Origin of the sequence: Nocardia altamirensis NBRC 108246, assembly GCF_001612685.1 — a bacterium.
Taxonomy (GTDB): Bacteria; Actinomycetota; Actinomycetes; order Mycobacteriales; family Mycobacteriaceae; genus Nocardia; species Nocardia altamirensis.
In genome coordinates this window covers 36078-61573 of the sequence record NZ_BDAY01000075.1, presented here as the reverse complement: position 1 = coordinate 61573, position 25496 = coordinate 36078, and the positions used below count along the sequence as shown (strand labels likewise).

The following is a 25496-nucleotide window of genomic DNA, read 5'->3' as shown; positions in this document are numbered from 1 at the left end:
GGGTGATGACTTATGGGCCCTGATCCGCTGGAACATAACAAGGACACTGTTACGGCGTTCTACGATCTGATGTTCAATCAGAGTCGCCCGGCCGAAGCCGTTGAAAGGTACGTCGGGGACACCTATATTCAGCACAATCCAGGGGTGGCCGACGGCAAAGAGGCTTTCATCGGCTACTTCGAGCGTATGGCAGCCGAATACCCCGGCAAGCAAGTGGAATTCAAGCGCGTCATCGCCGAGGGCAACTACGTGGTTCTGCATTGCCATCAGACGTGGCCCGGCGGTGCAGACTACGCGGGAATGGATATATTCCGTCTCGATGAGCGTGGTCGGATTGTCGAGCATTGGGACGTACTGCGGGTAGTGCCTGCTGCCGCCGAGAACGACAACACCATGTTCTGACAAGCGCTACCCGGCGTTGAGACCTCCCGACTCCGATCCGGTGCGGAGTGACCCCTCCCCCGCACCGAATCTCGTTCAGCGTGCGTGGTCAGGTCTGGTGAGCTGGTTCCGCCCACCTCGGCGCTAGCGATCTGGGTGGGTTCGGTGGCCGACCACGGCACCCTGGCCGTCGCACCGATTAGTTCGTCTGTCTCGCCTCGTCTTATCTGTATGACTACACCCACGATCGGCAGTCTGTTGTTGTCCAGCACCGACCCTGCGCGCCTTCGCGACTGGTACGCAACGGCTTTCGCACTGAAGATCGACCACACGCCCGGCGAGCCGGGCTACGACCTCCTGGACTTCGGCGGCTTCTACCTCTTGATCGACACCCGCGACGATGTCGGGCCCACGAATCCCGAACCGGCGCGGGTGATCCTGAACGTCGACGTCGACGACGCCCGAGCGATAGTCGGCCGCATCGACGACCTCGGCGGGCGATGGCTGGCCGAGCTCGACGATCGCGACGGCAGTCTGTTCGCGACGGCCATCGACCCCGACGGAAACTACATCCAACTCATCCAGCTGAGCCCGCAGCACCGCGCCGAACTGGCAGAGAGGGGCAAATGATGCTCGCCGACAGCAACGCGTTCAGTGGATTTTCGGTAGATGACATCAAGGCGGCCAAGACCTTCTACGCCGAAACCTTGGGGCTCAAGGTCTCCGACGAGAACGGACTGCTGCAACTGCACCTCGGCAGCGGTAGCTCGGTCATCGCCTACCCGAAACCCGACCACACGCCCGCAACGTTCACGATCCTGAACTTCCCGGTTACCGACATCGACGCCACCGTCGACGAACTGACCCGCCGTGGCGTGACCTTCGAACGCTACGAATTCGCCGAACAGGACGAGAAAGGCATCCACCGCGGCAGTGGCGGCCCTTTGATCGCCTGGTTCACCGACCCCGCAGGCAACGTCTTGTCCGTACTTCAGGAGTAGTACTGCACTGCCTGTTCAGCACGCCCGCAACCACGACCGCGCCCCAGCTCGACTGGGCGCGGTCTCAGGTCCGATCGGGACTGTCGGCAAGGTCTTTCACCATGACGTGGGCTTCCTCCGAGTCGGGAACCCGGATGACGGTGCCGTCGTCCCGTTCGAGAGTGTCGTAGCACTGGACTGTGCCGTTGCCCCAGTCGGTGTATCCCAGCCGCCGATACAGCCGCATGGCACCGGCGTTGCTGGGGAAGACCGCCAGGGCGATGCGGTTCCGGCCTGCCTCGGTGCGGGCGTAGTGCTCCATCCGCGAGATCAGGTCGGAACCGATCCCACGCCCTGTCCGGCCTCGGCCACCTGCAGATGGGTGATCAATGGAATGCCGGGGAGCCCGGCACTGATCTCGGGTTCCTCCGCCTCCTCGAGCCGGAGGAACCCGTGCCCCAACGGTCCGCCGTCGTAGCCACGGGCGACGAACAGGGCGCCATCGCCTCGGGCTTGTTTGCGCAGGCAACTATGGAAATACCACCATTGGCCGAAGCGTTTGATCAGCGGTGCGAAGTCCGCGGTTGTCGCGGGTCCGATCGCCGGGAGCTCACCACCGACCCGTCTCATGGGTTTGTCGAGTTGTTCCATCTTCTCGACTCCCTTGACGATAGTGAGCGACCGTCGCAGATAACCGAGGTGAGCAACGGCTTCTGTTACCTCGGTGGCTCGGCTTTGTAGCCGCTGGGCGATTCCGGAAAAGGTCACCAATGCGGATCATTTCGAATCAGGCGAGCGGACGGGCCACCACATTGCCCGGGCCCTGCGGGCGCAACGCTGCGCGGCGGGCCGCTGGACATTGTCGATGGCGACATGCCCTCAACTCTACGAAATGGACGGAGCCGTCGACCTGCACTCGCACTCCCAGTGGTGGTCCGTGACCTCTGGCGATGGGCCGCCGTCACGGCAGCAGTGACACTGCCGACGCCGTTCACACACAGCAGCGGGGTGTTCACTCGCTCATCGCTGGGTCCAAACAGCCGGACAGGCCGACTATCTCACCATCGTGTACTCCGTCTGGTGCGTTGTGGCAGTGGCAGGCGGCCTTGGCTTCGGCGCGCCGTGAGCGTACTGGCAGGCCGGGGCCGATAGGTCGTATCGCCAACGGTGGCAAGCGAGCCCACTTTCCGGGCGGCGTACAGTCCGGGCTGCGCTGGCGACCTCGGGGGATGAGGTGTACTGACAGGACCTGACGGAAGTGTTCTACAACAGAGCGGCGATCGAAGCATGGGGAAGATTCCTCGCGCATCTATCGGACAGGATCGAAACGGGTAGTGCGGCCGCATCGGGTCTGCCTCGAAACTTTGGCAGTCGGGCAGAGCAGAATATGCACACACTCCTTGGCAAGGATAAAGGTGTCGAGTCGAATGTGGGCGCGACCACGAAAGGGCAGAGCGCGCCGAACGGCACGTTCGAGAAGCCACCTAGAGCGTATGAGGTGGCGCAGCTCCGCTCGGCAGACAGAGTCAGCCAGTCGAATAGTACTGATCTGTCGGACTGGCGCGACAAGGTTATCTATCCCCATTTCGACGAGTCAGGTCGGATGTACGACCAGCACAATGTGCCAGTCAACCTCGAACCGAGCGGCTGGGGCGACTTCCTGATGAACAAAAACGGCAAACTCATTACGGGGAAAGGGTGGCACGGAATTCTTTACGAACTGCAGGAGAAGCCGGAACTAGGTTCTTCCGGCTTCGGTGTTTGGCATGTCGAGGACGGTTGGCTGAGGCGGGTCAACCCGGTCTGTGCGACGTTCTATGAGCAAAGCTACGACCCTCGGTTCGCTGCACAGCTCCGTTATCAACTGGCCAAGGACGGTGTCGACCTCAGAAGAGTTGTCTTCGATACGGAGTCACAGGGGGCGATATGGAAGGGGGAAGCAGCCGAGTTGACCGTCGAACGAATGCGCAACGATGCTCAACAGGTGTTCAGAGGCTACGGTGATGATTTCTGGGTAGACGTCACCGAGGTTGCCCGTCGGGCCGACCGGGTGGATGTGGGACTGTCGCTCAACCCTGTTCGTGGCGAGCCCGGACAGGTCACCGTGTCCGTTCAGCGCGTGGGTGAGTTGACGACCGTGCGATTCATGGATCTCGATATGGGTGCCGAACCGGCACGAACGTCGACTGCGCTGCGTGCACTGCACGAAAAGATGACGCCATGGATAACCGAGTCAGGCGCATCCTGGTCTCGAGACCCCATGCCGTGAGCCCGGACCGCGAACCGCGAGGCTTGTGCGATTGACAATCATGGGAGCGTTAGGTGATAGTACTCCCAGCGCCACAGCTGCGCCCTCATCCCGAGCGCACGGGAATCTATTCTCTTCCAACACCTTCGGTATAACTCGAGCGGAGCCCCGATCTGTCCGGATCGGGGCTCCGCTCGTTCGTTGCGTCACCCGGTTGGTCGAGCGTTGATGGGCCAGTGGGCCCGGTCCACTCGGGCAGGGAACTGTTCGAACATCAACCGCCACTTCCCAATTCCGCATTCTGGAGGCATTCATGCCGTTCATCCCCGCGTCGACAAGCGACACGGATCCCAACGATCAAACAAGCACCGCAGGTGCACGGACACGATGGTCGGCCCGGCGAAAGCTGGCTGCGGCGATCATCGCTGTGGCAGTAGGCGCCGCAGCGACCGTTGGCCTTCACGCGGTGGGGGCCACCGCCGCGACGGGATGCATCGCGTCGGGTACTGACGTGAACATCAACGCCGCGTTGGTCGGCACCGGCGCCAAGGCCGTGCTGTGTCCCAATGCCGTGTTCACACTTGCCGCGCCGATCACGTTCACGGCACCCAGCCAGGAGGTGTCGACGCAAGGCTATCCGACCGATCGAACGCGGGCCGTGCTCCTCGTCAGCGGCAGCAACCAGACTTCGGCGGTCAACGGCGTCGGACAAAGCGGTGCGGTGCTGCGCAACGTGCAGGTCGACGGAAATCGTCCTGCCCTCGGCAGTCTGAAAGGGGACGCCCTCATCGTGATGGGTGGCGCCGGTACCGACCAGACCGTGCGGGACACGGTCGTCCGCGAGCCGCGAAGCTGGTCGGCGCTGCACTTCATCGAGGGCGCCGTCACCAACAAGGTGCCCCAGTGTCAGCGGGCTAGCATCGTCGACAACCAGATCGGGCCAGCAGGCCAGGAAGACGGAACCTGGGCCGACGGTATCTCGCTCGCCTGCGGATCGAGCCTCGTCCAAGGCAATACCGTGACCGACGCGACCGACGGCGCCATCGTTGTTTTCGGTGCCCCTGGCTCCACCATCCAGAACAACACCATCGTCGCAATGTCCCGCCAACTACTCGGCGGCATCAATATGGTCGACTTCGCCCCTGTCGGCGGCAATTACACGGGGACCGTGGTCAAGAACAACGTGATCGACGGCAAGGGCCACTTCATCAAGGTCGGCATCGCGATGGGCCCCGCGGTCTGGAACTGCGCGACCGACACCAACTACGGCGCCACCGTGACCGGAAACACGCTGCAGGGCATGAACATCGGCTACGGCTACGCCGTCAACGGCGTCACGAATTGGATCGTGACCGGAAACGTCGACCGCGCAAGGCATGTCGGCGCTCCCGGCCTCGGCTGCAACGGTCTGCAGTCGGCGCCGACCGGCTTCCAGTTCCAGTCGGTGGCCGGGGCCGAACTCCAGCCGGAGTTTCAGTACGCGCAGCTCCAGCATGTGCTGCGGATCTCCGAGGCGCCGATCCTGCGCGTCCCCGTCGCCTCCCCCACCGGCTGCGGGGTCATACGGCACGACGAGGGCCTTTATCCTGGCCAGTCGCTGTCTTCCTGCGACGGCCGCTTCACACTTACCCTGCAAACTGACGGCAACCTTGTGCTTACGCAGACCGGCAACCCCATCTGGGCTACCGCGACCGACGGCCGCGACAGCGTGGTCGCCATCATGCAGAAGGACGGCAACTTTGTCGTTTACAGCTCGGCGGGCGAACCGATCTGGTCAACCGGCACGAACCCCAACGGCTCGACCCTTGCGGTGCAGAACGACGGCAACACCGTCGTCTACACCGCAGGCGGCCAGCCGTTGTGGTCGACGAACACCGCCGGTCGCTGAGAGGCAATGCCGTGCGGTCCTTGGCCGGACGGTGGGCACCGCCTGATCCACCGCGCCGCGACGGCCCAGCGCGGGCCGTCGCGGCGCATGGGGACCGCATGTCGAGGCAGTTTGCCCCGAGGTGCCGCAGCGACGGTTAGCATTGTCAAGGCTCATTGCCGTCGACCAGATGCGATCTCGGCAGCGCAGTGTCATCGCGCGTGATCGGCCACACCCTCATACGTCATGGGACGACCCGTGCGCTAGCAAGCAAACCCGCAGCTCGATGACAGGAGGCAATCGATGAGCGCCACGCAGTTCAAACACATTGTCGCACTGGGGAGTTCGTTTGCGTCGGGCCCTGACATCGAGCCGATCATCGACAAGGCAGCCAATCGCTCGGCCAACAACTACGCGCACTTGCTCGCGGAGAAGCTCGGGGCCGAACTCACCGACGTCACGGTGTCCGGCGCCACCACCGACACCATCATCGACACCCCGCAGCGTCTACTCAACAAGACCTACCCACCACAGCTGGACAGCCTCCCGGCGGATGCGGATCTTGTCACCATCACGGCAGGTGGCAACGATCTCGAATACGCAGGGAGCATGATCAAGCTCGGCAGCGCGGGACGCTTGTCCACCGACCCGCACACCCACCCCCTTGCGACGCAGCTCGCCCGAGGTGGAGTACCACAACCCACCTCCGACGACATCGACCGCGCGGCAACGAATCTCGTCCGCATCGTCGACGCCGTCCGGGACCGGGCCCCGAACGCTCAAGTCTTGCTGGTCGGCTACCTCGCTGTCATGGGTCCCGACACCTGCTACAGCCACGAGGTGCCGCTCGACGACGCCACCGTCGGGGCGTTCCGTCACCTCGGCGACCAGGTCGACGAGGTATTCGCCCGCGCAGCAACCACATCCGGCGCGGACCTGATCCCCATGAACGAATACAGCCTCGACCACGCACTCGGATCGAGCGAACCCTGGGTCAGAGGACTACCGAAACAGCTGCGCGAGATCTATCGCCTCATGCCGTTCCACCCCAACGACGCGGGTATGCGCGCGGTCGCGAGCACCATCTACGACCATCTCCAAACCAACTGAGCACGAACGGTTTTCGCGCGAGCGGGCCATGCAGCCCGTGAGACCGGCCTGACTTCAGCCGGTCTCACCGGAGCGGAAAGCCGAGGTGTCGATCCCCATCCACGCTCGTGGACCAGCCGTTTTCGAAACGGTGACGGACGCCGGTCCGCATGACCTTCCCAGTGATCACGCCGATCACGAGATCGCTCGCGAGGGAGTGCGGAAAGCCGAGGGCACGATCCCCAAGGTCGCATCGACCTCGATTCGCTTAGCACGCGATCCCAGGCCCTGCCTGGTTGACTTTCCTTGGTAGAGAACATGTTCAGGACCACCGATGCCACAGAGGCGGTGCGATCCAGTTGGTGACCCCGGCGGGAATCGAACCCGCGTCGTCCTGATCGAGAGTCAGGGTGCCCAGACCAGCAGAGCACGGGGCCTCGTCGTCGCTCTTCCACTGAGCTGAACGGGTGTGACGCAGATCGGAATCGAACCGACGTAGTCCTGAGTGAAAGTCAGGGTGCCCGAACCAGCAGAGCACTGCGCCTAATGTGCGGCCGTGGGGGCGGTAGGGATCGAACCTACCTGCGCGATAGCACCTGATTTACAGTCAGGCTGAGTCACCAGACTCCTCGCCCCCCGAGTACGGGACTTGAACCGCTCGTTTTATGACGTGATCACTGTGCAATTTTCAAAGCGCATTCCCGCGCCCTGCATCGGGCGCGGATGGTTGATTTCTATGGCGTACGGCCAGTAACGAAAAAGGGCCGCTGCCGTGGCTGTCAGCCTTGGCGCGACCCTGTGATGTGACCGTCGGTCTCGTCTACGGATCGCCTGTGTAACTGGATGACTCGGCATAGGACAGCGAAGATTCCTCCGCCGCATAGCGTTCAGCGACAGCACAGAACCGCATCTGCGGATACCCCATGTGCTTGCCCATTGCCGTTACCTTCCGTTGTCGCTGAATCCAAACTAGCACCGGCGTTCCCGTCTCCGAAACCGATTATTCGCGAGCGCCGCGTCGGCGTGGACGACGAGCCGCCGCAGATCGCAACGGAGCTGGTCAGCTGGCGGGTGAGAGCACCACCACGGCTATCGGTCGGGTCGTTTGCTTTTGGTAGGTGGCGTATTGGCCGTCGAGGACGTCGTCCATGATCGCGAACCTGCGGGTGTACTCCGGGTCGCCCGGATAGGTCGGACGCGCCGCCACCCGCACCTTTCGTCGCACGATCTGAATCTCGCACTGCGGCTGCGCCTTCAGGTTCGCCAGCCACCCGGGCGGTTGCGGCGCCCCGCCGTTGGAGGCGACGATCAAGTAGTCCTTGCCATCCCGCCCGTAGGTCAACGCCGACGTTCGTGGTTGGCCCGTCCTCCGCCCGACCGTCCGCAGCAACAGCGTCGGCTTTCCGAGCAGCACCCGATGGCCGACCAACCCGCCACTGTTCTCGTACACCCACTGATGCACCTTCAGTACATACGGGAACACACTGGGCATGATCCAACCCTTCTGACGGCCGTAGGACGCCCCACCCTAGTCATCCGTATCGGCCTACCACTCCGGCCAGCTTCCCACCGGTGGCATTCCAGACGAATTCCGTTACAGCGCAAGATATCCTCGGCCTACCGGGCGGAATTTCGCTACGCGGGTCGGCGATATCTCCTGACCCGCCGGAAGATCATGTATTCCGACGGGTACGCAGCATGTCAGCGGCGGAAGGGACCGATCACCTCGTAGGTGATGCCGTCGTTGCTCGAGCCTCGGTTACCGCGCTGGGAGGAGAAATAGAGGCGGTCGCCTGCCGGGTTGAAGGCGGGCCCGGTGATCTCGGACAAGCTCGACCGATCCACCTGAAGGAACGGGGCGACGGCGCCGTCGGCGATGATGCAGATTTGCATGTCGCCGCCGTCTTCGGCGACGAACAAGTCACCGTTGGACGCGCCGGTGACGTTGTCCACTCCTGACAGCGGCGCACCGCCGCCAGGTTGGTAGATGATCGAAAGCTGGCTGCTCGCCGCGTTATACGCCCAGACCTTGTTGTCGCCCTTTGTGGTGAACCAGCATGTTCCGTTGGCGTAGTGGCAGCCCTCGCCGCCGTTGAACGCCTTCGACTCGGGCACCTGCCGCCGCGTCGGCGTGGACGCTCCCGACCGATCCGGGATTTCCCGCCAGCTCACGGTTCCTGCGTTCTCCACGAGAACCTCGAGTTTGCCTGCGGAAAGGTCGGGCCAGACCGCCGGAACGAAACGATAGAACCGGCCGTCGGTGCGATCCTCGGTCATGTACACGACCTTGCGCTCCGGGTCGACGGCACACGCCTCGTGGGTGAACAACCCCATCTCCGGCCTGCGGACCGCGGGCTTGACACCCCATGGGTCGGTTTCGAATACGGCGCCGCGCTCCACCTCTTCGCAGGACAACCACGTGTTCCACGGCGTGGCACCACCGGCGCAGTTGCGGGTGGTGCCGGACAGCGTGCGGTGCGCGCCGACGATCGACCCGTCCGCGGCGAACTTGATCGCACCGACGCCACCGGTGGCGTCGATCTCGCTGTTGGACACGTAGATCCAGCCGGGGCCGTCAGCGAAACAGGCGCCGCCGTCCGGCGCGGGATGCCAGGTGTAGTTCGACGATGCCACCTGCTTTCCCGAGCGGGCCACGATCCGGCTGGTGAAGCCCTTCGGCAGGAACACGCCGTTGCCGTCCGGCCGCTTCGCCAACGGCCCGTACGGCGACTGGCCCGCCTCGGCGCCTGCACTGAAAGCCTCGAGCCATGAAGCACCACCGAACGCAACAGCGGATCCACCGATCACGCTGACCCGCAGAAAGTTACGACGATCCACAACCATCCTCCAACGCGTAATGAACGCGGCCCGACAGGGCCGTATGGCAGTCACACCACGGATCGTCAGGGCTGTGAACGATCCATGCACGGTTGACCAGATCGCCCACAATTATGCTGACGCACAACCCTTTTTCCATTCCCACTCAACTGGTGCTCTCGCCGTTGGACGGTCAGGTGGTGCCGGTGGGCATCCGGGTGCGGAGTGTGGGGACGCCGGGGCCGGAGAGGTCGTCGCAGTAGGTGGGGCGGCCGGCCATTGCCATGGTCAGTGCGATTGTTGTTCCGGTGACCAAGGGGCCCTTTCCGATAGCGAACGGACCGTCGGTTGCTGCCAGTCGCAGGCCCTCGACAGTGTTGCGGCTGGGGACGGTGAAGTTGCGGGCGGCGAAGAAGCGGGCTACTTCGGTGGCGGCCTCCGTCGACGGGGTGTGGGGCAGGCCGAGGGGGCGTCGGATGTCTTGGGCGTGGACGACCGCCTCGCCCAGCCAGGCTGCGGTGTGGCCGGAGGGTGCGGTGGTGCTCGCAATGATTGCCCGGAAACGTTCGAGGGTTTCGGCGGGGGTCGCACCGCGGTACTCGGCGAGTTGTCGATTGTTGTGCCGGTCGAAGTCGAAGCGAGCGGCGAGGACGCTGGACAGCCAGCGCAGCCGGCCGATGCTCGCGCCTGCGGTGAGGTGGGCGACGACCTCCTCGACCACCCAGTCCCCGCACAACGACTGCTGGCCCCACTGCTCGTCGTTCAAGGCGGCAAGGTCGTCGGCCAGGGCCGCGCGTTCGGCGTGCACGAGCGCCCAAAGAGCCTCGCGAGCAACATTGTTCGACATGGAAACCTCCAAGTTCGGGCAAGCACGAGGTGTGACGCGGTCCATCGAGCAACGGCCGCGCGTGCGCTCAGCGTCATCCGTAGTGCAGACGAGGACACGGGCGCGGATTCATCGGCGTCTGCACCGCGGCTTTCGAAATACCAGTTCAGGTCATTCGGACCACCGCATCCCGCCGGGCTTCTACGCTGATCAAGTGGCCGTGGTGGTCGGCGTGCACGGAATCGCGCAGCAGTACAAGGGTGGCTATCAGTTGGCGGCCGCGTGGCATGCCGCGCTGCGCGACGGGCTGGTTGCGGCCGGGTATGACGCGGCGGCCCAACGGCTCGCGGCAGACGATCTTCGGGTGGCGTTCTTCGGCGACCTGTTCCGTCCTGCCGGCGCCATGGCAGCGCAGGGGCCGCAGTTCACGGTCGCCGATGTGCAGCCGGGACCCGAGCGTGAGTTGTTGACCGCGCTGTATGCCGAGGCCATCAGGGTCGAGCCGGAACTCGCCCCGCCCGCGGACTCGATGGGACCGGGTCGGGCAGCCGTGCAGGTCGTGGTGGCGAAGCTGCTGCAATCGCGCACGTTCGCGGGTGTGGCGCAGCGAGCGCTGATCGGCAATGTGAAGCAGGCGGTGCGTTTCCTGGCCGAACCGGATGTCAAAGCCAAGGTGCTGGAACGGGTTTCGGCAATGATCGGTCCTGATACTCGGGTATTGGTCGGGCATTCGCTGGGTTCGGTGGTGGCCTATGAGTTCCTTTGCACGGCAGAGTCGTCGGTCGAGACGCTGATCACCCTCGGCTCGCCGCTCGGGGTGCCGAATCTGATCTTCGACCGCCTCACGCCCGCCCCCGAGAGTGGGAAAGGGGTATGGCCGCAAGGTATTTCGCGATGGGTCAACGTCGCCGAGCGTAACGATGTCGTGCCCCTTCGCAAGGAACTCGCCGAGCTGTTCCCGCCTGCCGACGGCAGCCATGGCGTACTGGACCGGCTCGTCGACAACGGGGACGCGCCGCATGCCGTCGAGCGCTACCTCAATACCGCGGCGACCGGCGCAGCCGTCGGGCAGAGCCTTGGTTGACCCGCCGGTGCTGGTCGCTGTCGGCACCCAGCACTATGCGCGCGATGATCTCGACACTCTCGACCGCGTCCCGACCTCGCTGCGGCAGGTCGTGGAAACCTTTCGTGCCCTGGGCATTTCACCGATAGACGAGGATGGGCACGGATTCCTGCTCGACGTGGAACGAGCGCAGCTGTTGGCGACTCTGCGCAGTGCGGTGGACCGGGCATCGGCCGTCATCGTCTACTACACCGGGCACGGCCTGCAGTTCAACAACAAGTACTACCTGCCACTGACGAGCACCCGATCCGACCTACCGGCCACCGCGATCGCGACGCGGGAGCTGCTGGAGGACTACTTCCTGCGCCTGGACGAGTACGGCGAGCCCGCGGCGGAGCAACCGGCGGTCCTGGTCATCTTCGACTGCTGTTTTTCCACCTCCGCGCTCATCGAGGGCATGCACAGCCTGCTGCAGGGCATCGGCAACGCCAATCTGTGGGTGATGGCCAGCGCCGACACCATCGAGTACGCGCAAGACGGTGCGTTTGCGAAGGCGCTGAGCGAATACCTGCGCAACCCGAGAACTGGTCCTTCGCAACGGTATTTGAGCCTCGAGATCCTCGTCGGCGAGATCAACAGCGCCACCGCCCGCGCCGGAATCGACCAGGAGGCGCGCTGGTTTCCGCCCGCTCGCCGCGGCGTGACCGGACTGCTGCCGTTCTTCCCGAATCCGGGTTTCCAGCCGCACGTCGCAGGCTTCACCATCGACGAGCAGCGCCAGTGGCCCGAGTTCGACGGCTTCTACCTCACCGGCCGTGACGGCCGCATCCGCGCACTCGAGGACCTCGCAGGCTTCCTCACCAGCTCCGACCCCGGCATCGCCGTCGTCACCGGCAGCCCAGGTTCGGGGAAATCGACGCTGCTCGCGCTGCCCGCTCAGCTCAGCGCCATCCACAGTCGAGAGGAGCTGCTGCGCACCGGATTACGGAATCCGCTCATCCTGCGCGCAGGCGTGCTGCTCCCCGAGGAGCTCGAGGTCGTCGGCGTGCACGCACGCGGCCTGAACACCAGCCAGGTCGCCACCGCCATCGCCGGATCGTTGGGCGTTGCGGGCACGACGGCGAATGCCATTCTCACCGAATTGATGTCGTCGAAGGCGACGACAACCCACCGGGTGGTCGTCGACGCGATCGACGAGGCAGCCACTCCGGTCGACCTCCTCGAATTCCTGCAGGCGCTGCCGAAGGTGGCGGCGATCAAGGTTGCCGTCGGCATGCGCAGGCACCTGCTCGACCGGCTCGCATCCCCGGATCTGGTCGTCGATCTCGACGCCGAGCGGTATCGCGATCGGAGCGCGCTGGTCTCCTACGTGCGCCAGCTGCTCGTCGCGGCGTTCGAACCGGGCGTCACGACGGCCTACCAGGGTGTCGATGAGGCGTCGACGGCCGAGGTCGCCGAGTCGATCGCGGCGAAAGCGTCCACTGCCGAGACCGATTCGTTCTTCATCGCTCGGTCGCTCGCCCTCGCGGTGCGCTCGCGCGCGGAGCCGATAGGCGACGTGCCGCCTTCGATGGCGGCGGCCTTCGACGAGGACCTGCTGCGGTTCGGGCCGCGTGCGGAGATCGCGCGAATCCTGTTGGGGGCGTTGGCATGGGCGAAGGGGCCCGGCCTGCCGTGGGAGAACGTCTGGGTGCCGGTGGCGCGGGCGATCGCAGCCGTGCAGGGCGGCCCGGCGATCGACGACGACGATGTGCGGTGGCTGCTGCACCACGCAGGGGCCTACATCATCGAGGACGTCGGACTCGGCGACCGGTCGGTGTTCCGGCCCTTCCACGAGCTGCTCGCCGCGCATCTGCGCGGCGCCGATCCAGTGCCGCGGATCAGCGAACAGATCGTGCAAACCCTGCTCGCTCAGGCCCGGACGACCGGCTCATGGCGCGACGCACACCCCTACATCCGCACCTATCTCGCTGAGCATGCCCGCGACGCGGGCGCGGAATGGGTGGAAGTACTTCTCGCGGAGGCCGACTACGCAGCCGTTGCCGACCCAGCGATCCTCGCCCCGGTGCTCACCGCACTGGCGCCCGACGATCCGCTGATCCGGAGTTACCGGCGCGCGAGCCCGCTGCTCACCCAGGATCCCGCGGACAATCTCGCCCACCTCACGGAGGCCGCGACGGTCGTGGCCGCCGATCCGGAGCTGTTCGCCGCCTCGACCTTGACACCCACTTACCGGACCGTGCGCACCTGGGCGGCCCGCGACGACAGTGTTCTCGCGTTCCGTGCGCACCGTTCGGAGATCTCCGACATCGCATTCGCGGACGATCCCGCGGATCGGCCACTACTGGTGACCGTTACCCGCGGCGGTGACGAGGCAGAGGTATGGGACGTGCGGTCGGGACGTCCCATCGGCGGACCGTCCGAACAGGACGGTGAGCTGCACGTCGACGCGATCGGTGTCGCGGGCACGCGGGACCTCATGGGCGTGGACCGGCTGGTCGGCGTCGACAACCGCCTCTTACACCTCCGACAGGAGAACATGGCGCTGGTGGTCGTCGACGCCCGCACCGAGAAGGCAGTCAGCACAATCCGGGTACCGGTGGCAACCCGGTCGTGGACACGGACGATCCTGAATGCACGCGCGCTGATTCTCGACTTCAAGGACGTATTCGGTGGGCAGCTGCCGCTCGCCGTCGGTTCCGGGGTCGACGATCAACTGCTGCTGGCGACCGGGGACCGGAATGGGCTGGTCCGCTTGTTCGCGGTTGACTCCGGCACGGAAGTCGGTCAACTGGCTGGGGACAATCGCGAAAAGATTGTGGCCCTGGCATTTTCGCGAGAGTCGACGGGCGACTCGCACGAGCTCGCCGTGGTGCATCGCGGCGGCGAGATCCACTGCTGGGATCTGCAGAGTCGCCTTGTGCGGGCCACCACGCATGTCGGGGAAGACAATCTGACCGCGATCGACTTCGGGATATCCGGGGGCACAAGGGCTTTCATGACCGGACATCGCGACGGCCGGATTCGGATCGATGAGCGCGTACTGCGTGGACACAGCGACGCGGTGAACGCCGTCGCGCTGCCCAGATCCGAATCATCGATCGCGGCGTCCGCGGATACGCAGGGGGGCGTGCGCATCTGGGACCTCGACGCCGAGCCGACCCAGCTGGAACACAGCGGCAAGGTGCCCCAGCTGGCGCTCGGTCCGGCGAACTATCTTGCGATCGGCACGGATTCGGGCGAGGTGCGCATCGCAACCACCACACAGCTGGACGAACAGTGGCCGATCCGCCACCGTCACCTCACCGGCATCGCCGCGATCGCCTTCGGGCCGGGGGCCGCCGGACCGCTGCTCGCCACCGCGGACACCGCAGGGCGCGTGCGGCTGTTCGAGGTCGCCAGCAGTCGCCTTGTCACGCAATCGGTTCGAGCGGACACACCAGTCGATGTCATCGGCTGCGGCTTGCTCGCCACGGGGGATCCCTTCGTCGCTACGGCGCAGCAGTCGACAGGCGAGGTCAGGCTATGGCGAGTCGATACCAAGGGGCGAGCGCACCGTGTGGCCCGCCGTGAACTGCTACGGCCCGATGTACACACCCGATTGGCGATCGCAGGCTTCGCGGGCGGCCCTTCCGGTGACGTGCTCGCGCTGGCGACGCTGCGGTCGAGGCCGCCGGAGAAGGGCCAACGGACCACGCTGACCCTGTGGAACATCACCACCGGAGAACCGATGTCGGATCGCTCGTTCGACGGTAGCACCGCCGAGGTGGCGGTGGCGTTCACGACCGGACCCGACGGGCGACCCGTCGTGGTGGCGACCGCCGAGAACGAGCCCATCCACGTGTGGGATGCGGTGACCGCGGAGCCATTGTGGGAACCGGTGCCGCGCAACGGGAATAGTCGCATCACCGCTTTGGGCGTCAGCTGGGACCCCGACGGGCACCCACTGATGGTTGTCGGCGACGATACCGACACCGTGCGGATCGTCGAGCCGTTCACCCGCCGTCCGCTCACGACGATCCGCCGCCGGTCGACGCCGTGGGTCGTCGCCCTCGACGCCGACATCCTCTGCGTTCGCGATGGGGACGGGCTCGCGATACTCGAGGTCACCGACATTCGATCGGCCATCCCCGGTCCGGTCGCGACCGACTGACGCACAACGGTTTTCGCAGGTCTGTAATCGGAGCCGACCGCTGTCGTATCCGCCGATGACAGCTCGGGGCCATGCATCCCAGGCATGGGGAGGCGGAACAATCGACGAAACGTCGTCGGCAGCAACAGCCGAGCCGGTAGGTGCAGTGATGAAATGAGAATCCGACGGGCAAGACTCGAGTGCATCTATGACCAACCCCGCGAATGCCGACTCGGGCAAGACAACTCCAGCACTGCCGACGGCTGCCCCCGGCAGTGCCGGCTTCGAGCATCTGCTGCGGGATACGTTGGAGACGGCGCCGACAACAGCTACGAATGACACACTGCTCAAAGGACATTCGCTCAGCGAAGGCGACTCACGGACGTCCCCGAATGGCAACTTCACCGTGCAGGTCAAGAATTCGCAGGTGACCCTGTCCGATCTGAACGGCAAGACACTGTGGACGCAGGGGCTGGCAAACCAGAACGGCTACGCCGATCCGCACGCGAGGCTCTACCTCGGCAATGACGGGCTCGCACTGAACGGATACGTCACCGGCACAGGACAACCGCGCTACACGGACAACAACTACGGTTCGCTGTGGTCAGCTGATCTCGCAGACCTCGACAAGAGTCGGATAGCGGGCCTGCAGGTGACGAATGACGGTCGCCTGGTTCTGCTCGGCAGCAACCGGGAGACCCTCGCGACGGTGTACGCGCCACCTGACGACAAGCGCGATCAGATCAGGCTGCACTACCCCGTCGGCGCCTCGAACGGGTTCTGCCACGTCATCGCGATGGCCGAAGAAGCCTTCCGGGGCGCAGACAAGTTGATGGCACCCGGAACACCGACACCTGCCCCCGATGCCTGGCAGCTACTCCAGGATCTCGGCCTCGCCTCCCCCGGTCACACCGTCGCGGTCGATACGTACAACTCGCACATCGGCGCCGTCGACGCGACCAAGAAAACGATGCACCAACAGAACAACCGCACCGGCATCGCAACCGCCGACACGGCAGGCATTGCCGCCACCGCGATGACCAGCATCAGGAACATCGTTCATGATCTCAACAGCGCGCTCACTGCTGCCGACGGCATACCGACAACTGTCGGACCTCTTTCGCTTGGCCAGACCGTGTCCGCGTTGACCGAGGGAGTCCTTCCCGCGCAAGCAGGTTCGATGTCGGGTACGGGTCAATTCGATCGAGAGAAGGAACGGGCGCTCCTCTCGAGAATCTTCGACGCGCTCGACGCCTCCTACCAGTTGGTCCGCGGAGCACAGGAACAGATCCAAGAAGCCGCGGCACGTCTCGGGAAAGTGCCGAACCCCGGCGCGCTCACCCCCGATCAACTCGACTACGGCAACGCAGGCACGTGGGCCAACGGCGAGGAAGCCTGCCGACAATTCGTCAACCAAGCGCTCGACAAGCTCGGCATCACGGATCCGGTGGCACGAGACAACTGGATGCGCGGCATGCTCACCATCGCCTCTCGTGAATCCCAATACAATTCACCCAAATATCAGGTCAACACCTGGGATATCAACGCGAGGGGCCCGCAACGGCCCGACGGTGCACCAGGAAGATCGTCACGAGGTCCCTGGCAGACCATCCCGGAAGTATTCGCCGCACACCACCAGATCGGCACCTCCACCAACATCTACGACCCGGTAGCCAACGCCGCGGCGGCGATCAAATACCTGCAGGACGAAAGGCGTGTGAGCCCCGACGGCTCCGACCTCACCAAGCTGGTACAACAGGCCGACCCGAACCGCGGCCCCCGCGGCTATTGACTACTTGCCGCGCCGCCGCCGCTGCCGGCCCGGCGACCGATCGGATTCCGCCGACACTCGCTCGCGCAGGTCGTGCGGCGCGAATTCGACGATCTCGTCGCGTGAGGTGATCGCCAACTTCTGCAGCACCGACGCGACCTGCGCGTCCACGGTGCGCATCGAGATCCCGCGCCGGACGGCGATCGCGTTGTTGGTCCAGCCCGCCGCCGCCAGAATCGCCACCTCGGCCTCCGCGGGCGACAGCGACGACCATCCCCGGTCGGACCCGTGCTGCGCCCGATGCAGCGACAGCGCACCCATGGCGAGCAACTGCACTTCGCCGAGTTCCGGCCGCAGCGCGGCCCCCTGTGCTTCCGCCGCCGTGTACGCCGCCGCACCGAGTACTGCCTGCCCGACCGCGACGGCTTTCGTGGTTTCCGCCGAGAAGGGACCGAGTCGGCTCACGTCGATGTTCGTCTTCGTGAGCAGCGTGTGCGTGCCGCCGGCGAGCTGCGCGATCTCGGTGGCGGCCGCGATCATCCGCTGCCGGTTCGCCTTGTCGCCCTGCCATCCCTCGATCAGCCGTGCCAGCGACCAGATGCGGAACTGGACTGCCCACAGGCCGCCCCACCGGTCTCGGATGCCGGTCACGTGCCCGAGCGCCTCCCGCCCTGTCTGCAATGCCTCCGCAGGCCGACCGATCCGATTCAGCGCGATGGCCCGGGTCAGGCGGGCCCACGAATGCACCCAGGAGGCGCCCGAGCCTTCCACTCGCGCAAGGTATCTCGTGGACAATGTGTCCGCCTCGGACGCAGTGCCGAGTACCGCGGCCGCCAACGCTGCGAACAGTTCGGCCATGACCGATCCGCCGACCTCGTTGTCCCTCCGGTACTTCTCGGCGGATCTGCGCAGCACGACGATCGATCTCGGGTCGCTTCGCGCAAGCAAAAGATCTACACCCCACGCGAATTCGACGGAGGCGGGCACACCGAGGTCGGTCTCCGCCGATTCGCGCCACCCGGCCGCGCCGTCGCCGAGACACATCCGCATGCATTCGTCGAGCAGCGCCTCCGCGTCGTCCCGCATGCCTTGGCACAGCGCGATCCAGACCACCAATGCGGTTGTCTCGACCTGATTCTTGGTCGGCTCCGTCGTCAGGACGCGCATGGCGTCGAGCGTCCGCTCGGACCACATCCGGATCTCACGGAACGAGCACCCGAGAAAGGGCAACCGGATCGCGAGCAGCCCGTGACAGATGTCGAGGGCGACCGGCGCCTGCCCCGGCGCGGCCAGGCTGCGATCGATCGCGGTCAGGATGTTGTCCCACGCCGCCCGCGCCCAATCGAGATACTCCAGTTCGGCGGCGCCGAACCAGTTGGTCGCCGCGTCGGCCACCTTGTTCCGGTAGTACTCGCTGTGCCTGCGCTCGAGCCGGGCGCGTTCGTCGACGCCGGTCCGCGACCGCGATTCGAGCCGCTGCTGCGCGAAAACTCGGATGCTTTCCAGCAGCGAGTACCTGGCCATGGTCGGGCTGAGATGCACCGAAACCAGTGACTGATCGACCAATTCGTCGAGCAGTTGCGGAATATCGTCTCTGCGCAACACAATTGGGCGGCCTTCGGCGTCCTCGTCGGGATCGGCGCAGACGAACTCGATCGCTTCCCGTTCCGCGCCGACGTCGATTCCCGTTCCGTCGGCGAAATCCTCCTGGTTCAGGTCGTAGCCCGCCGCGAACACCGCCATTCGCTCGAACAGCACGCGCTGCCGCTCGTCACACAGCTCGTACGACCACGAAATGACGTCCAGCACACGGCGATGCCGCGCCTCGGCGCCGACCCTCGGCCCGTCCGCCCAGCGCATGCGCCGGTCGTCCGGTGCGTCGCCGCTGAGTTCGCGCAGGATCATCGGCAGCGGCTCACGCACCAAACGTGCTGCGGCGAGCCGGATGTAGAGCGGATGGTTGTTCACGTGGTGGCAGATCTGCGCCATCATCTCGTCCCGATCCGGATAGCTCACGGAGCGGCCGGTCAATTCCGAACGCAAGCGGAACAGCGCTACGCCCTGCTCGCGCGACAGCGGCGGCACCGGAACCAGTTGTTCGTCAACCCATCCGATCGATTGTCTGCTGGTGGCAACGATGCTCGCGTTCGGCAGCGCGGCCGTCAACGTGTGGACGGCGCTGCCGACGCCCTCCAGCACGTGCTCACAGTTGTCCAACACCAACACCACCTGCGCGGCGGATTCGTCGCCGCCGCCGAGCGCGTCGATGATCGCCTCCCACGCCGAGCGACCCGAGAAGTCGGTTTCCATCACCGCGTGCGCGATCTGTTCCGCCACCGCGGTCGCGTCGGTACCGGCGGCCAAGCGCGCCAACCGCACCCAGTGGACCGCGACGCCGGTGCTTCGCTGGAATCGGGCGACGGCTTCGGAGGCCAACCGGGTCTTGCCGATACCGCCGGGGCCGACCAGCGTGATCAGCCGCCATGAGCGCAGCAGGAGCGTGATGATGTGGTCCAGCTCCTGCTGTCGTCCGACGAACGCGTCCGGACCCGGTGTCGAGCCGGGTCTCTCGGAATGGTCTCGAGCACCCATGTTCACGGACACTAGTCCGCCACGGCGCGGTTTTCGTACCGATCGGCCTACTGATGCACGCTGCCCGCACCAAGACCAACCTTGAACTACCTGTGCGCCTGCAAGGCCAATCGTTATGAGGAGAAACCGCCATGATGTGCTGCGTGCTGTTGTCCGGGCTCGTCCTGATTCTCGGGCCGCGCCTCGCGAGCGCGCTCCGGCGATCCGGTCGCCCCGACAGCAGACAACCTGCAGTAGCGCACCGACCGCTCGAAGGCGTGGCCTATCTCGAGTTGCTCGGCGACGCCGACTCCCCCACTGCACTGCGGGAAGCGCTATGACGAGTGTGCGCGGCACTGCGACGCAGGAGGCCGCACCGCGATTGCGCGGACCGATCACCGCTCGGGCCTGGCGCCGGACCTTGGCGGTTTCGCTCACGTTCTGGACGGTGCTGGCGACAGTGCCGAACCTGCTCGATATTGCCGCCCCATGGCGTGCATTCGCGGCCGGGCTGTCCATTCCTGGTGCCGGCGTGCTCTATTCGCTGCCCGCGCAACACCACCACTCGGCTGGTTCGATCGCCGTGCACGCGCTGGTGCTCGGCGTCGGAATCGCCGCTCTCGGTGGGGCGCTGCGGAAGCGGCGGATCGTCGCGGGCCTGCTTGTGGTCGTCGCAGCGGCGGCGTTGGTGTGGGCCGTGCTGATCGCACCGGCCACGCTCGTGGCGGCCGGGCACATCGCAGGCTTCCTGATCGTCGCGGCACTCTCCTTGTTAGCCTTCATGTTTCGCGCCATCGCGCGCTCCGACTACGTCACCTTGCCCGCGATCGTTGTCACCGCAGCGGTTCTCGGTGCGCTGCTGACGAACTCGGCCGAGGGTCACCCGCTTCCGCTCGCGCGGATATCGTGGGCGGCGCCGTGCGTGGCGATCGCTGCCACACTGAGCATCGTTGTGCGCGAACAATTCCGGCACCGGGCCGCGCGCCGCGTCGGCAAGCAACGGGAACAGTATCTCGCGCAACGCCGTACCCAGCGACACCAGCCGGTGCGTACCGCCCCGCTCCCCCTTCGGCATCGGGCGACGCCCACCGTCACCGAGGCGAGTGTCGACCAGCTCCGCCTGCACCGCTACCTGACCAGCCTCGCCATGCAACCACTCGACAGCTGGGACGGCTTCGACGACGACGGGCCAGGGCCACTCCAGCAGTATCGCTATCAACTCAACGCCGTCGGCTGGGCGCTGTCGATGTTCGGCTACTCGCACACGCCCGCGTACTGGGGCGCACCGCACCAGGCCCAACTGGACCTGTTCGCCCGCATGCAGGACCCGCGGGTCTGGGGCTACTGGTATCGGCAGAACCTGTTGGGAAACTGGGACTTCCGGCTCCGCCGCGCCGACCCGATCGACGTGCCGCAGAACATCATGTTCACCGGATACCTCAACTTGCAGCTCGCCATGTTCCGCCAAGCGACCGGCGACGACAGGTTCGAGCACACGGAATCGTTCCGGTTCGAGCGACCACCGCAGGCGACCACCGACTACCACCATTCCGCCATCAACGACATCGTCCTTCGCAACTTCGGCAGCGAGCTGTGCTTGTGGGCGTGTGAACCGGTCCCGGTCGGACGCGGCCGTACCCACGGCCTGGTCTTCCCTTACTGTAATGCCGTTGCCGCCGCGGGCGTTGCGGTGCTCGACGCACTGAACGGCACCCGTCACTGCGCCGACCTCGCCGCCCGACTGCGCCACCGGCTCGACACCGAGTTCACCGCCGCCGACGGCGACATCATCGCCTTCCTCGTCTCCGGCGCCGGACTGTCCGCGCGCGGGTTCCGCGGTCCCGCGTCGACCGCGGCCATCGCGGCGTTCATGAGCCCGCTGCTGCCTGACCTCGCCTGGCGCGCTTGGGAAATCCTGCGGCACGAGTGGCTCGACAACGACGCCTATCTGAACCCGACCTCAGGCGGGAAAGAGGCGCCGACGACGGCCGACTGGGGATCCGGCGCGCCGACCAACGCCGAACCACTGGCGGCGGGCCTGCTGCTCGCGCAAGAATCCGGCGAGCCAGCAGCGTGGGCCACCCTCTGGGCCGAGGCGACCCGGCAACTGCGGTTCGCGCCCGACCCGCGGCAACCCGGCGTCTGGAGCTTCGAGCGAGCATCCGTGCACGCCAACGGCATGCTCGGCCTAGGAGGGCTCGGCCGACCCTACGCGCTCACCGACATGATGACCGTGCCGCGTCCGGCAGCGTGGACGCGTGGTCCGCGGATCCTTGCGACGCCGTATCCGGCGGTCCTGGTCGCCAAGGCGCTCACCGACGGCGCCGGACTCGACGCGGTGTTCCGTCGAGGGCACCAACCTGGCCGGTTCACCGTTCGGATCGATCAGCTTGTGCCACAACGCGAGTACGCGGTGCTCGGCGGAATCGATGCCGTCGTTCGCGCCGACGACCGCGGCAGAGCCGACCTGGCCATCGACCTCGCGGACCGCACCGCAATCACAGTCCGTCCGACCTGGTAGGTCCGCACGTCCCAACAATGGGAAATCGCCTCGTCGGGGCGGGTAACAATGAACACCTGGCCCACGGCGACGGGCCGGACGTGTCGATGGGTTGAACGTGCGGAGGCGATGGTGGCTGGCGGATCGGCAGCAGAACTGGTCACACCCGTCGTCGGTGGTCTGTCCGACGCGAATCGCGGGGCGCTCGGCGCGCTGGTTGCCTTGGCCGACACCTACGGCGCGGGCGGTGTTCCGGTCGACGCGGCCACGGTCACAGCGCGCGACCAGAAGGTCGACGGGTCCGGAAGTGCGGCCGATGCCGCCCAGCAGCAGACCGGGGTGCTCGGCAACACGGCGAGCAAGTTCAAGGGCCTGGATGCCGGGCTCGCCGAGCAGATGGACCAATTGACCAAAGCCAACCGCACCGACCAGCTCGCGATCTACCGGATCATCCGCGAGGCCTGCGATCGCATCGCCGCACTCGGTCCGGCCGCCGATACGCCGCACGGCCAGCAGCAGATCAACGGGATACTCACCGGCGCATTGGACAAGGCGCAGACCATCGTGCGCAACGGGCAGGCCAACGCAGGAGGCTCCAGGGAGACGGTGAATCAGCTCGCCCGCCAGTTCCCAGGACCGCCACCAGCACAACGGGTTTCGGCGCCGCCGCGGCAGCGCACCCCGGTGTCGGCCGCCCCGGCGATCAACCGGCCGGGCCCGCCGATCCTCGGCGACGGGCGGGCCCGGCTGCCGCTGGCGCCGGGAACCTACACCGTGACTTCGCATTTCGGCCCGCGGTGGGGCAAATCGCACAACGGCATGGACTTGGCCGCGCCGGCAGGCACGCCGATCTACGCGGTCACCGACGGCGTCGTCGTTCAAGCGAGCGACAAGGGCGACGGCTACGGCCAGCTGGTGCGCATCCGATCCGCCGACGGCACCGAAACCCTGTACGCGCACCAGCTCGCGGGCAGCATCAAGGTCAACGTCGGTGAGCAGATCACCGCGGGCACCGTCATCGGCGCCGTCGGATCGACCGGTGACTCCACCGGCCCGCACCTGCACTACGAGGTCCGCCGCGGCGGCAAGGCCGTCAACCCCGAGGAGTATCTGGCGGCCAACGGCCTGCGCGCCTGACCGGACCACGCCGAGATGTTCAGCTGGACACGCACGCTCGCGCGAACGGAGGGGTGATCTGCTGGTGCGAGCTTTCGATGCTGTCCAAGTGGTCGTGCAGGCCGGCCAGGCCGGTGCGGAGTCCGTGCCCGTGTGGTGCACCCGCCAGCAGCACCTCGACCGCGCAGTCTGCGACGTGATCGGTCGGTAGCGACCGGTCGAGGGTCGCCACGATCGTGGTGATCGGCTCGACACCCGTGTCGAGGCGCGCGTCGCCGAGATCGGAAGGCGGGTAACACCACGTGAGCACTTCGGGTCCCGAGTGGAAACGATGGAATGCCCAGCCCCGCGCCCGCAGCCGACCGTCGAGGTCGGCGAAGACGTACACCTGCACGGCCGGAACCTGGTGTCCGCAGGTGATTCCCAGTGCCTCCACCGCGGTGGACGGCGCGCGGTGTGGATGCGAGATCTCGGCTCTGGCCTGCGCAGGCAGACCGCCGGATGTCGTCGATGGATTGTCGCGTTCGGACTGCCTTGCGCGAGGTCGCGTTGCCTCGCCGGGAGTGTCCCTGGACATGGCCCAATCCTCACAGCCCGATCGAGCAACACCGCAGCGACACGCGGCAGGCAACCTATCGGCTCTGGCGGGCCAGCACACTCCCTGCACCGGCGAGTGCGATACCGCAGACCGCGATCGTGCTGATGGCCAACTGCGGTGACGTGCCGTCGATCAGCAGCCCGGCCAGTGGCGCGGCGACGCCTGCGCCGATCGCGATCGACGAGTCGTACAGCCCGCTGATGACCCCTCTCGAGTCGTCGGGCGCCAGCTCACTGAGTCTCTGCGAACCGGAGGCAATCGGCGGCGCACTGAAGAGTCCGGCCGGTATCAGCAGGATCAGATAGACCCACCACTGGGTGGCGAGGCCGAGCGGAAATGTGGTCAGGGCAAGCGCGGCAATGAGTGTGAAGAGACCCGGATGCCGCGGCACCATGCCGTAGCCGAGACCACCCGCCACCGCGGCAACACACCAGGCGGCGTACACGATGGTGAGATAGTCCGCCTGCCCGGCTGATTGGAGCCCGGCGATGAGTGTCAGTTCGGTGCTGTACACCAGAAACGCTCTGGCGGAGGCGGACAGGAACACCGCACCGAGGCCGGGCGTGAGCCAGTGCGCGATGCGTCGCCGACCCGCTCGCGCTGCGGTCGCGGCGCCGACCCGCATCGGCGGGTTCAGCCGCCACAGCGCGAAACCAGCCGCACCCCAGCATATTCCGATCAGCCGGAGCGCTATTCCTGGTTCGAGTTGCAGAATCAGCAAGGTGCCGACAGCTGGGCCGATGATGTGGACGACGTCGACAGCGATGGCGTCGACCGCGAAGGCCGGGCGTTGGTGCTTACTCGGCACGATGACGCCGACAGCTTGACGGACCAGCGAGGAAACCGGAAGGGCGAGTACCCCGATCGTGAGCACGCCGACGAGCAGCACCGGAAAGGTGAACCACGGCAAGGCCATCCAGACAAGAAGCTGGGCGCCGGTGGTGACAGCCAGCATGGTGTGCAGGCCACGCCGGTCGAGCAGCAGCCCCATCAGCGGTGAGCCGATGGCGCGGCCGGTGATGTAGATCGCGGCGACGACGCCCGCTTCGTAATAGCTGCGATCGAGGTTGACCACGGCGTGCAGCGTCAACGCGATCAGGGTCGCGGTGGGCGGGAATCGTGCGATGCACGCGACGGTGAGCAGCGATCGGACGCCGGGCAGACCGAGCACCCGGCGATAGGCGGCGAGGCCAGCGGGTGGAGCGGATTCAGCCGATCGCCCAGGATCGAGCGGCGGCTCGCCCGATGGCGGGTGTTCCACCGTCGACACGTTGGGACGGCTCCTGTCGGGTGGTGAGACGGAAGGGCCCGCCGATTGCTCGGCGGGCCCCACGGGAAACTACTTGCCCTCGTCCGACCTTTCGCTTACGCCATCGCTCGGCTCCAGGTTCGCGTCGACCTTGGCGACCCGCAGATGGCCGGCAATTTTGGTCTCGAATTCAGGGTAATCTTCGGAAGGTTCCAGCGCCGAGTAGCCGCGTTTTCCATCGCTTGTTCGCATCGAACTCCACTCCTTCTTCGTTTTTCCATTGACGCT

Annotated in this window: 21 protein-coding genes and 3 tRNA genes; 12 read left to right on the top strand and 12 right to left on the bottom strand. The window is 65.9% G+C overall.

Annotated elements, in window-relative coordinates:
- Window positions 1-12: 12 nt before the first annotated feature.
- From NA11_RS33225 to NA11_RS33215, 3 genes are all read left to right on the top strand, one after another.
- Window positions 13-402, top strand: a complete 390-nt coding sequence (locus NA11_RS33225) for a nuclear transport factor 2 family protein (protein WP_069166003.1) — start codon at window positions 13-15, stop codon at window positions 400-402.
- A 210-nt stretch (window positions 403-612) separates the two neighbouring features.
- Window positions 613-1011 (top strand): VOC family protein, encoded by a 399-nt coding sequence (locus NA11_RS33220; protein ID WP_069166002.1) that lies wholly within the window; start codon window positions 613-615, stop codon window positions 1009-1011.
- Window positions 1011-1382 carry a VOC family protein gene (locus NA11_RS33215; RefSeq protein WP_069166016.1) on the top strand — a complete coding sequence of 124 codons (372 nt, stop codon included), beginning with the start codon at window positions 1011-1013 and terminating at the stop codon, window positions 1380-1382. The genes NA11_RS33220 and NA11_RS33215 overlap by 1 nt, the downstream gene beginning before the upstream one ends.
- A gap of 64 nt (window positions 1383-1446) precedes the next feature.
- Here NA11_RS33215 and NA11_RS46820 read toward each other — a convergent pair whose 3' ends face one another.
- Together NA11_RS46820 and NA11_RS46815 are read right to left on the bottom strand one after the other, a co-directional pair.
- On the bottom strand, window positions 1447-1683 hold the full coding sequence (locus NA11_RS46820; protein ID WP_069166001.1) for a GNAT family N-acetyltransferase: 237 nt from the start codon (window positions 1681-1683) through the stop codon (window positions 1447-1449).
- Window positions 1684-1691: 8 nt separating this feature from the next.
- Window positions 1692-2129 carry a hypothetical protein gene (locus NA11_RS46815; protein ID WP_141717974.1) on the bottom strand — a complete coding sequence of 146 codons (438 nt, stop codon included), beginning with the start codon at window positions 2127-2129 and terminating at the stop codon, window positions 1692-1694.
- A 490-nt stretch (window positions 2130-2619) separates the two neighbouring features.
- Here NA11_RS46815 and NA11_RS33200 point away from each other — a divergent pair, with 490 nt between their 5' ends.
- From NA11_RS33200 to NA11_RS33190, 3 genes are all read left to right on the top strand, one after another.
- Window positions 2620-3630, top strand: a complete 1011-nt coding sequence (locus tag NA11_RS33200) for a hypothetical protein (RefSeq protein WP_141717973.1) — start codon at window positions 2620-2622, stop codon at window positions 3628-3630.
- A 490-nt stretch (window positions 3631-4120) separates the two neighbouring features.
- The gene (locus NA11_RS33195) at window positions 4121-5497 is read left to right on the top strand and encodes a right-handed parallel beta-helix repeat-containing protein (RefSeq protein WP_167837784.1); all 1377 of its coding nucleotides are present in this window, start codon (window positions 4121-4123) and stop codon (window positions 5495-5497) included.
- Window positions 5498-5779: 282 nt separating this feature from the next.
- Window positions 5780-6586 (top strand): SGNH/GDSL hydrolase family protein, encoded by an 807-nt coding sequence (locus NA11_RS33190; RefSeq protein ID WP_084655272.1) that lies wholly within the window; start codon window positions 5780-5782, stop codon window positions 6584-6586.
- 339 nt (window positions 6587-6925) lie between these two features.
- Here NA11_RS33190 and NA11_RS33185 read toward each other — a convergent pair.
- The 6 genes from NA11_RS33185 to NA11_RS33165 form a co-directional block, all read right to left on the bottom strand.
- Window positions 6926-7002, bottom strand: a tRNA-Glu gene (locus tag NA11_RS33185).
- Window positions 7003-7035: 33 nt separating this feature from the next.
- Window positions 7036-7109 (bottom strand) — tRNA-Glu (locus NA11_RS33180).
- A gap of 13 nt (window positions 7110-7122) precedes the next feature.
- Window positions 7123-7202 (bottom strand) — tRNA-Tyr (locus NA11_RS45925).
- Window positions 7203-7625: 423 nt separating this feature from the next.
- Window positions 7626-8057, bottom strand: a complete 432-nt coding sequence (locus tag NA11_RS33175) for a nitroreductase family deazaflavin-dependent oxidoreductase (RefSeq protein ID WP_069165997.1) — start codon at window positions 8055-8057, stop codon at window positions 7626-7628.
- Between the two features lie 209 nt (window positions 8058-8266).
- The gene (locus tag NA11_RS33170) at window positions 8267-9403 is read right to left on the bottom strand and encodes an alkaline phosphatase PhoX (RefSeq protein WP_069166014.1); all 1137 of its coding nucleotides are present in this window, start codon (window positions 9401-9403) and stop codon (window positions 8267-8269) included.
- Window positions 9404-9575: 172 nt separating this feature from the next.
- Entirely contained in the window at window positions 9576-10229 is a 654-nt protein-coding gene (locus NA11_RS33165; RefSeq protein ID WP_069166013.1) for a maleylpyruvate isomerase family mycothiol-dependent enzyme, read from the bottom strand.
- Between the two features lie 193 nt (window positions 10230-10422).
- On the opposite strand from NA11_RS33165, the gene NA11_RS33160 reads away from it, so the two are divergent.
- From NA11_RS33160 to NA11_RS44250, 3 genes are all read left to right on the top strand, one after another.
- Window positions 10423-11292 (top strand): PGAP1-like alpha/beta domain-containing protein, encoded by an 870-nt coding sequence (locus NA11_RS33160; RefSeq protein ID WP_218023426.1) that lies wholly within the window; start codon window positions 10423-10425, stop codon window positions 11290-11292.
- Complete coding sequence (locus NA11_RS33155; RefSeq protein WP_167837783.1) at window positions 11285-15424, top strand: NACHT and WD repeat domain-containing protein; 4140 nt, start codon at window positions 11285-11287, stop codon at window positions 15422-15424. The genes NA11_RS33160 and NA11_RS33155 overlap by 8 nt, the downstream gene beginning before the upstream one ends.
- Before the next feature lie 187 nt (window positions 15425-15611).
- Entirely contained in the window at window positions 15612-17195 is a 1584-nt protein-coding gene (locus NA11_RS44250; protein WP_084655271.1) for a hypothetical protein, read from the top strand.
- Here the strand turns inward: NA11_RS44250 and NA11_RS33145 are convergent, their stop codons facing one another.
- Window positions 17196-19766 carry an ATP-binding protein gene (locus NA11_RS33145; protein WP_141717971.1) on the bottom strand — a complete coding sequence of 857 codons (2571 nt, stop codon included), beginning with the start codon at window positions 19764-19766 and terminating at the stop codon, window positions 17196-17198.
- 143 nt (window positions 19767-19909) lie between these two features.
- On the opposite strand from NA11_RS33145, the gene NA11_RS45920 reads away from it, so the two are divergent.
- The 3 genes from NA11_RS45920 (at window position 19910) to NA11_RS33130 (ending at window position 23382) form a co-directional block, all read left to right on the top strand.
- Window positions 19910-20086 carry a hypothetical protein gene (locus NA11_RS45920; protein WP_167837782.1) on the top strand — a complete coding sequence of 59 codons (177 nt, stop codon included), beginning with the start codon at window positions 19910-19912 and terminating at the stop codon, window positions 20084-20086.
- Window positions 20083-22266 (top strand): linalool dehydratase/isomerase domain-containing protein, encoded by a 2184-nt coding sequence (locus NA11_RS33135; RefSeq protein WP_069165993.1) that lies wholly within the window; start codon window positions 20083-20085, stop codon window positions 22264-22266. The genes NA11_RS45920 and NA11_RS33135 overlap by 4 nt, the downstream gene beginning before the upstream one ends.
- A gap of 108 nt (window positions 22267-22374) precedes the next feature.
- On the top strand, window positions 22375-23382 hold the full coding sequence (locus NA11_RS33130; RefSeq protein WP_069165992.1) for a M23 family metallopeptidase: 1008 nt from the start codon (window positions 22375-22377) through the stop codon (window positions 23380-23382).
- Window positions 23383-23401: 19 nt separating this feature from the next.
- Here NA11_RS33130 and NA11_RS33125 read toward each other — a convergent pair whose 3' ends face one another.
- From NA11_RS33125 to NA11_RS45915, 3 genes are all read right to left on the bottom strand, one after another.
- The gene (locus NA11_RS33125) at window positions 23402-23938 is read right to left on the bottom strand and encodes a hypothetical protein (RefSeq protein WP_069165991.1); all 537 of its coding nucleotides are present in this window, start codon (window positions 23936-23938) and stop codon (window positions 23402-23404) included.
- A gap of 55 nt (window positions 23939-23993) precedes the next feature.
- Window positions 23994-25229 carry an MFS transporter gene (locus tag NA11_RS33120; RefSeq protein WP_141717970.1) on the bottom strand — a complete coding sequence of 412 codons (1236 nt, stop codon included), beginning with the start codon at window positions 25227-25229 and terminating at the stop codon, window positions 23994-23996.
- Window positions 25230-25298: 69 nt separating this feature from the next.
- A complete protein-coding gene (locus NA11_RS45915; RefSeq protein WP_167837780.1) occupies window positions 25299-25460 on the bottom strand; it encodes a hypothetical protein in 162 nt (53 codons plus the stop codon).
- Window positions 25461-25496 lie beyond the last annotated feature (36 nt).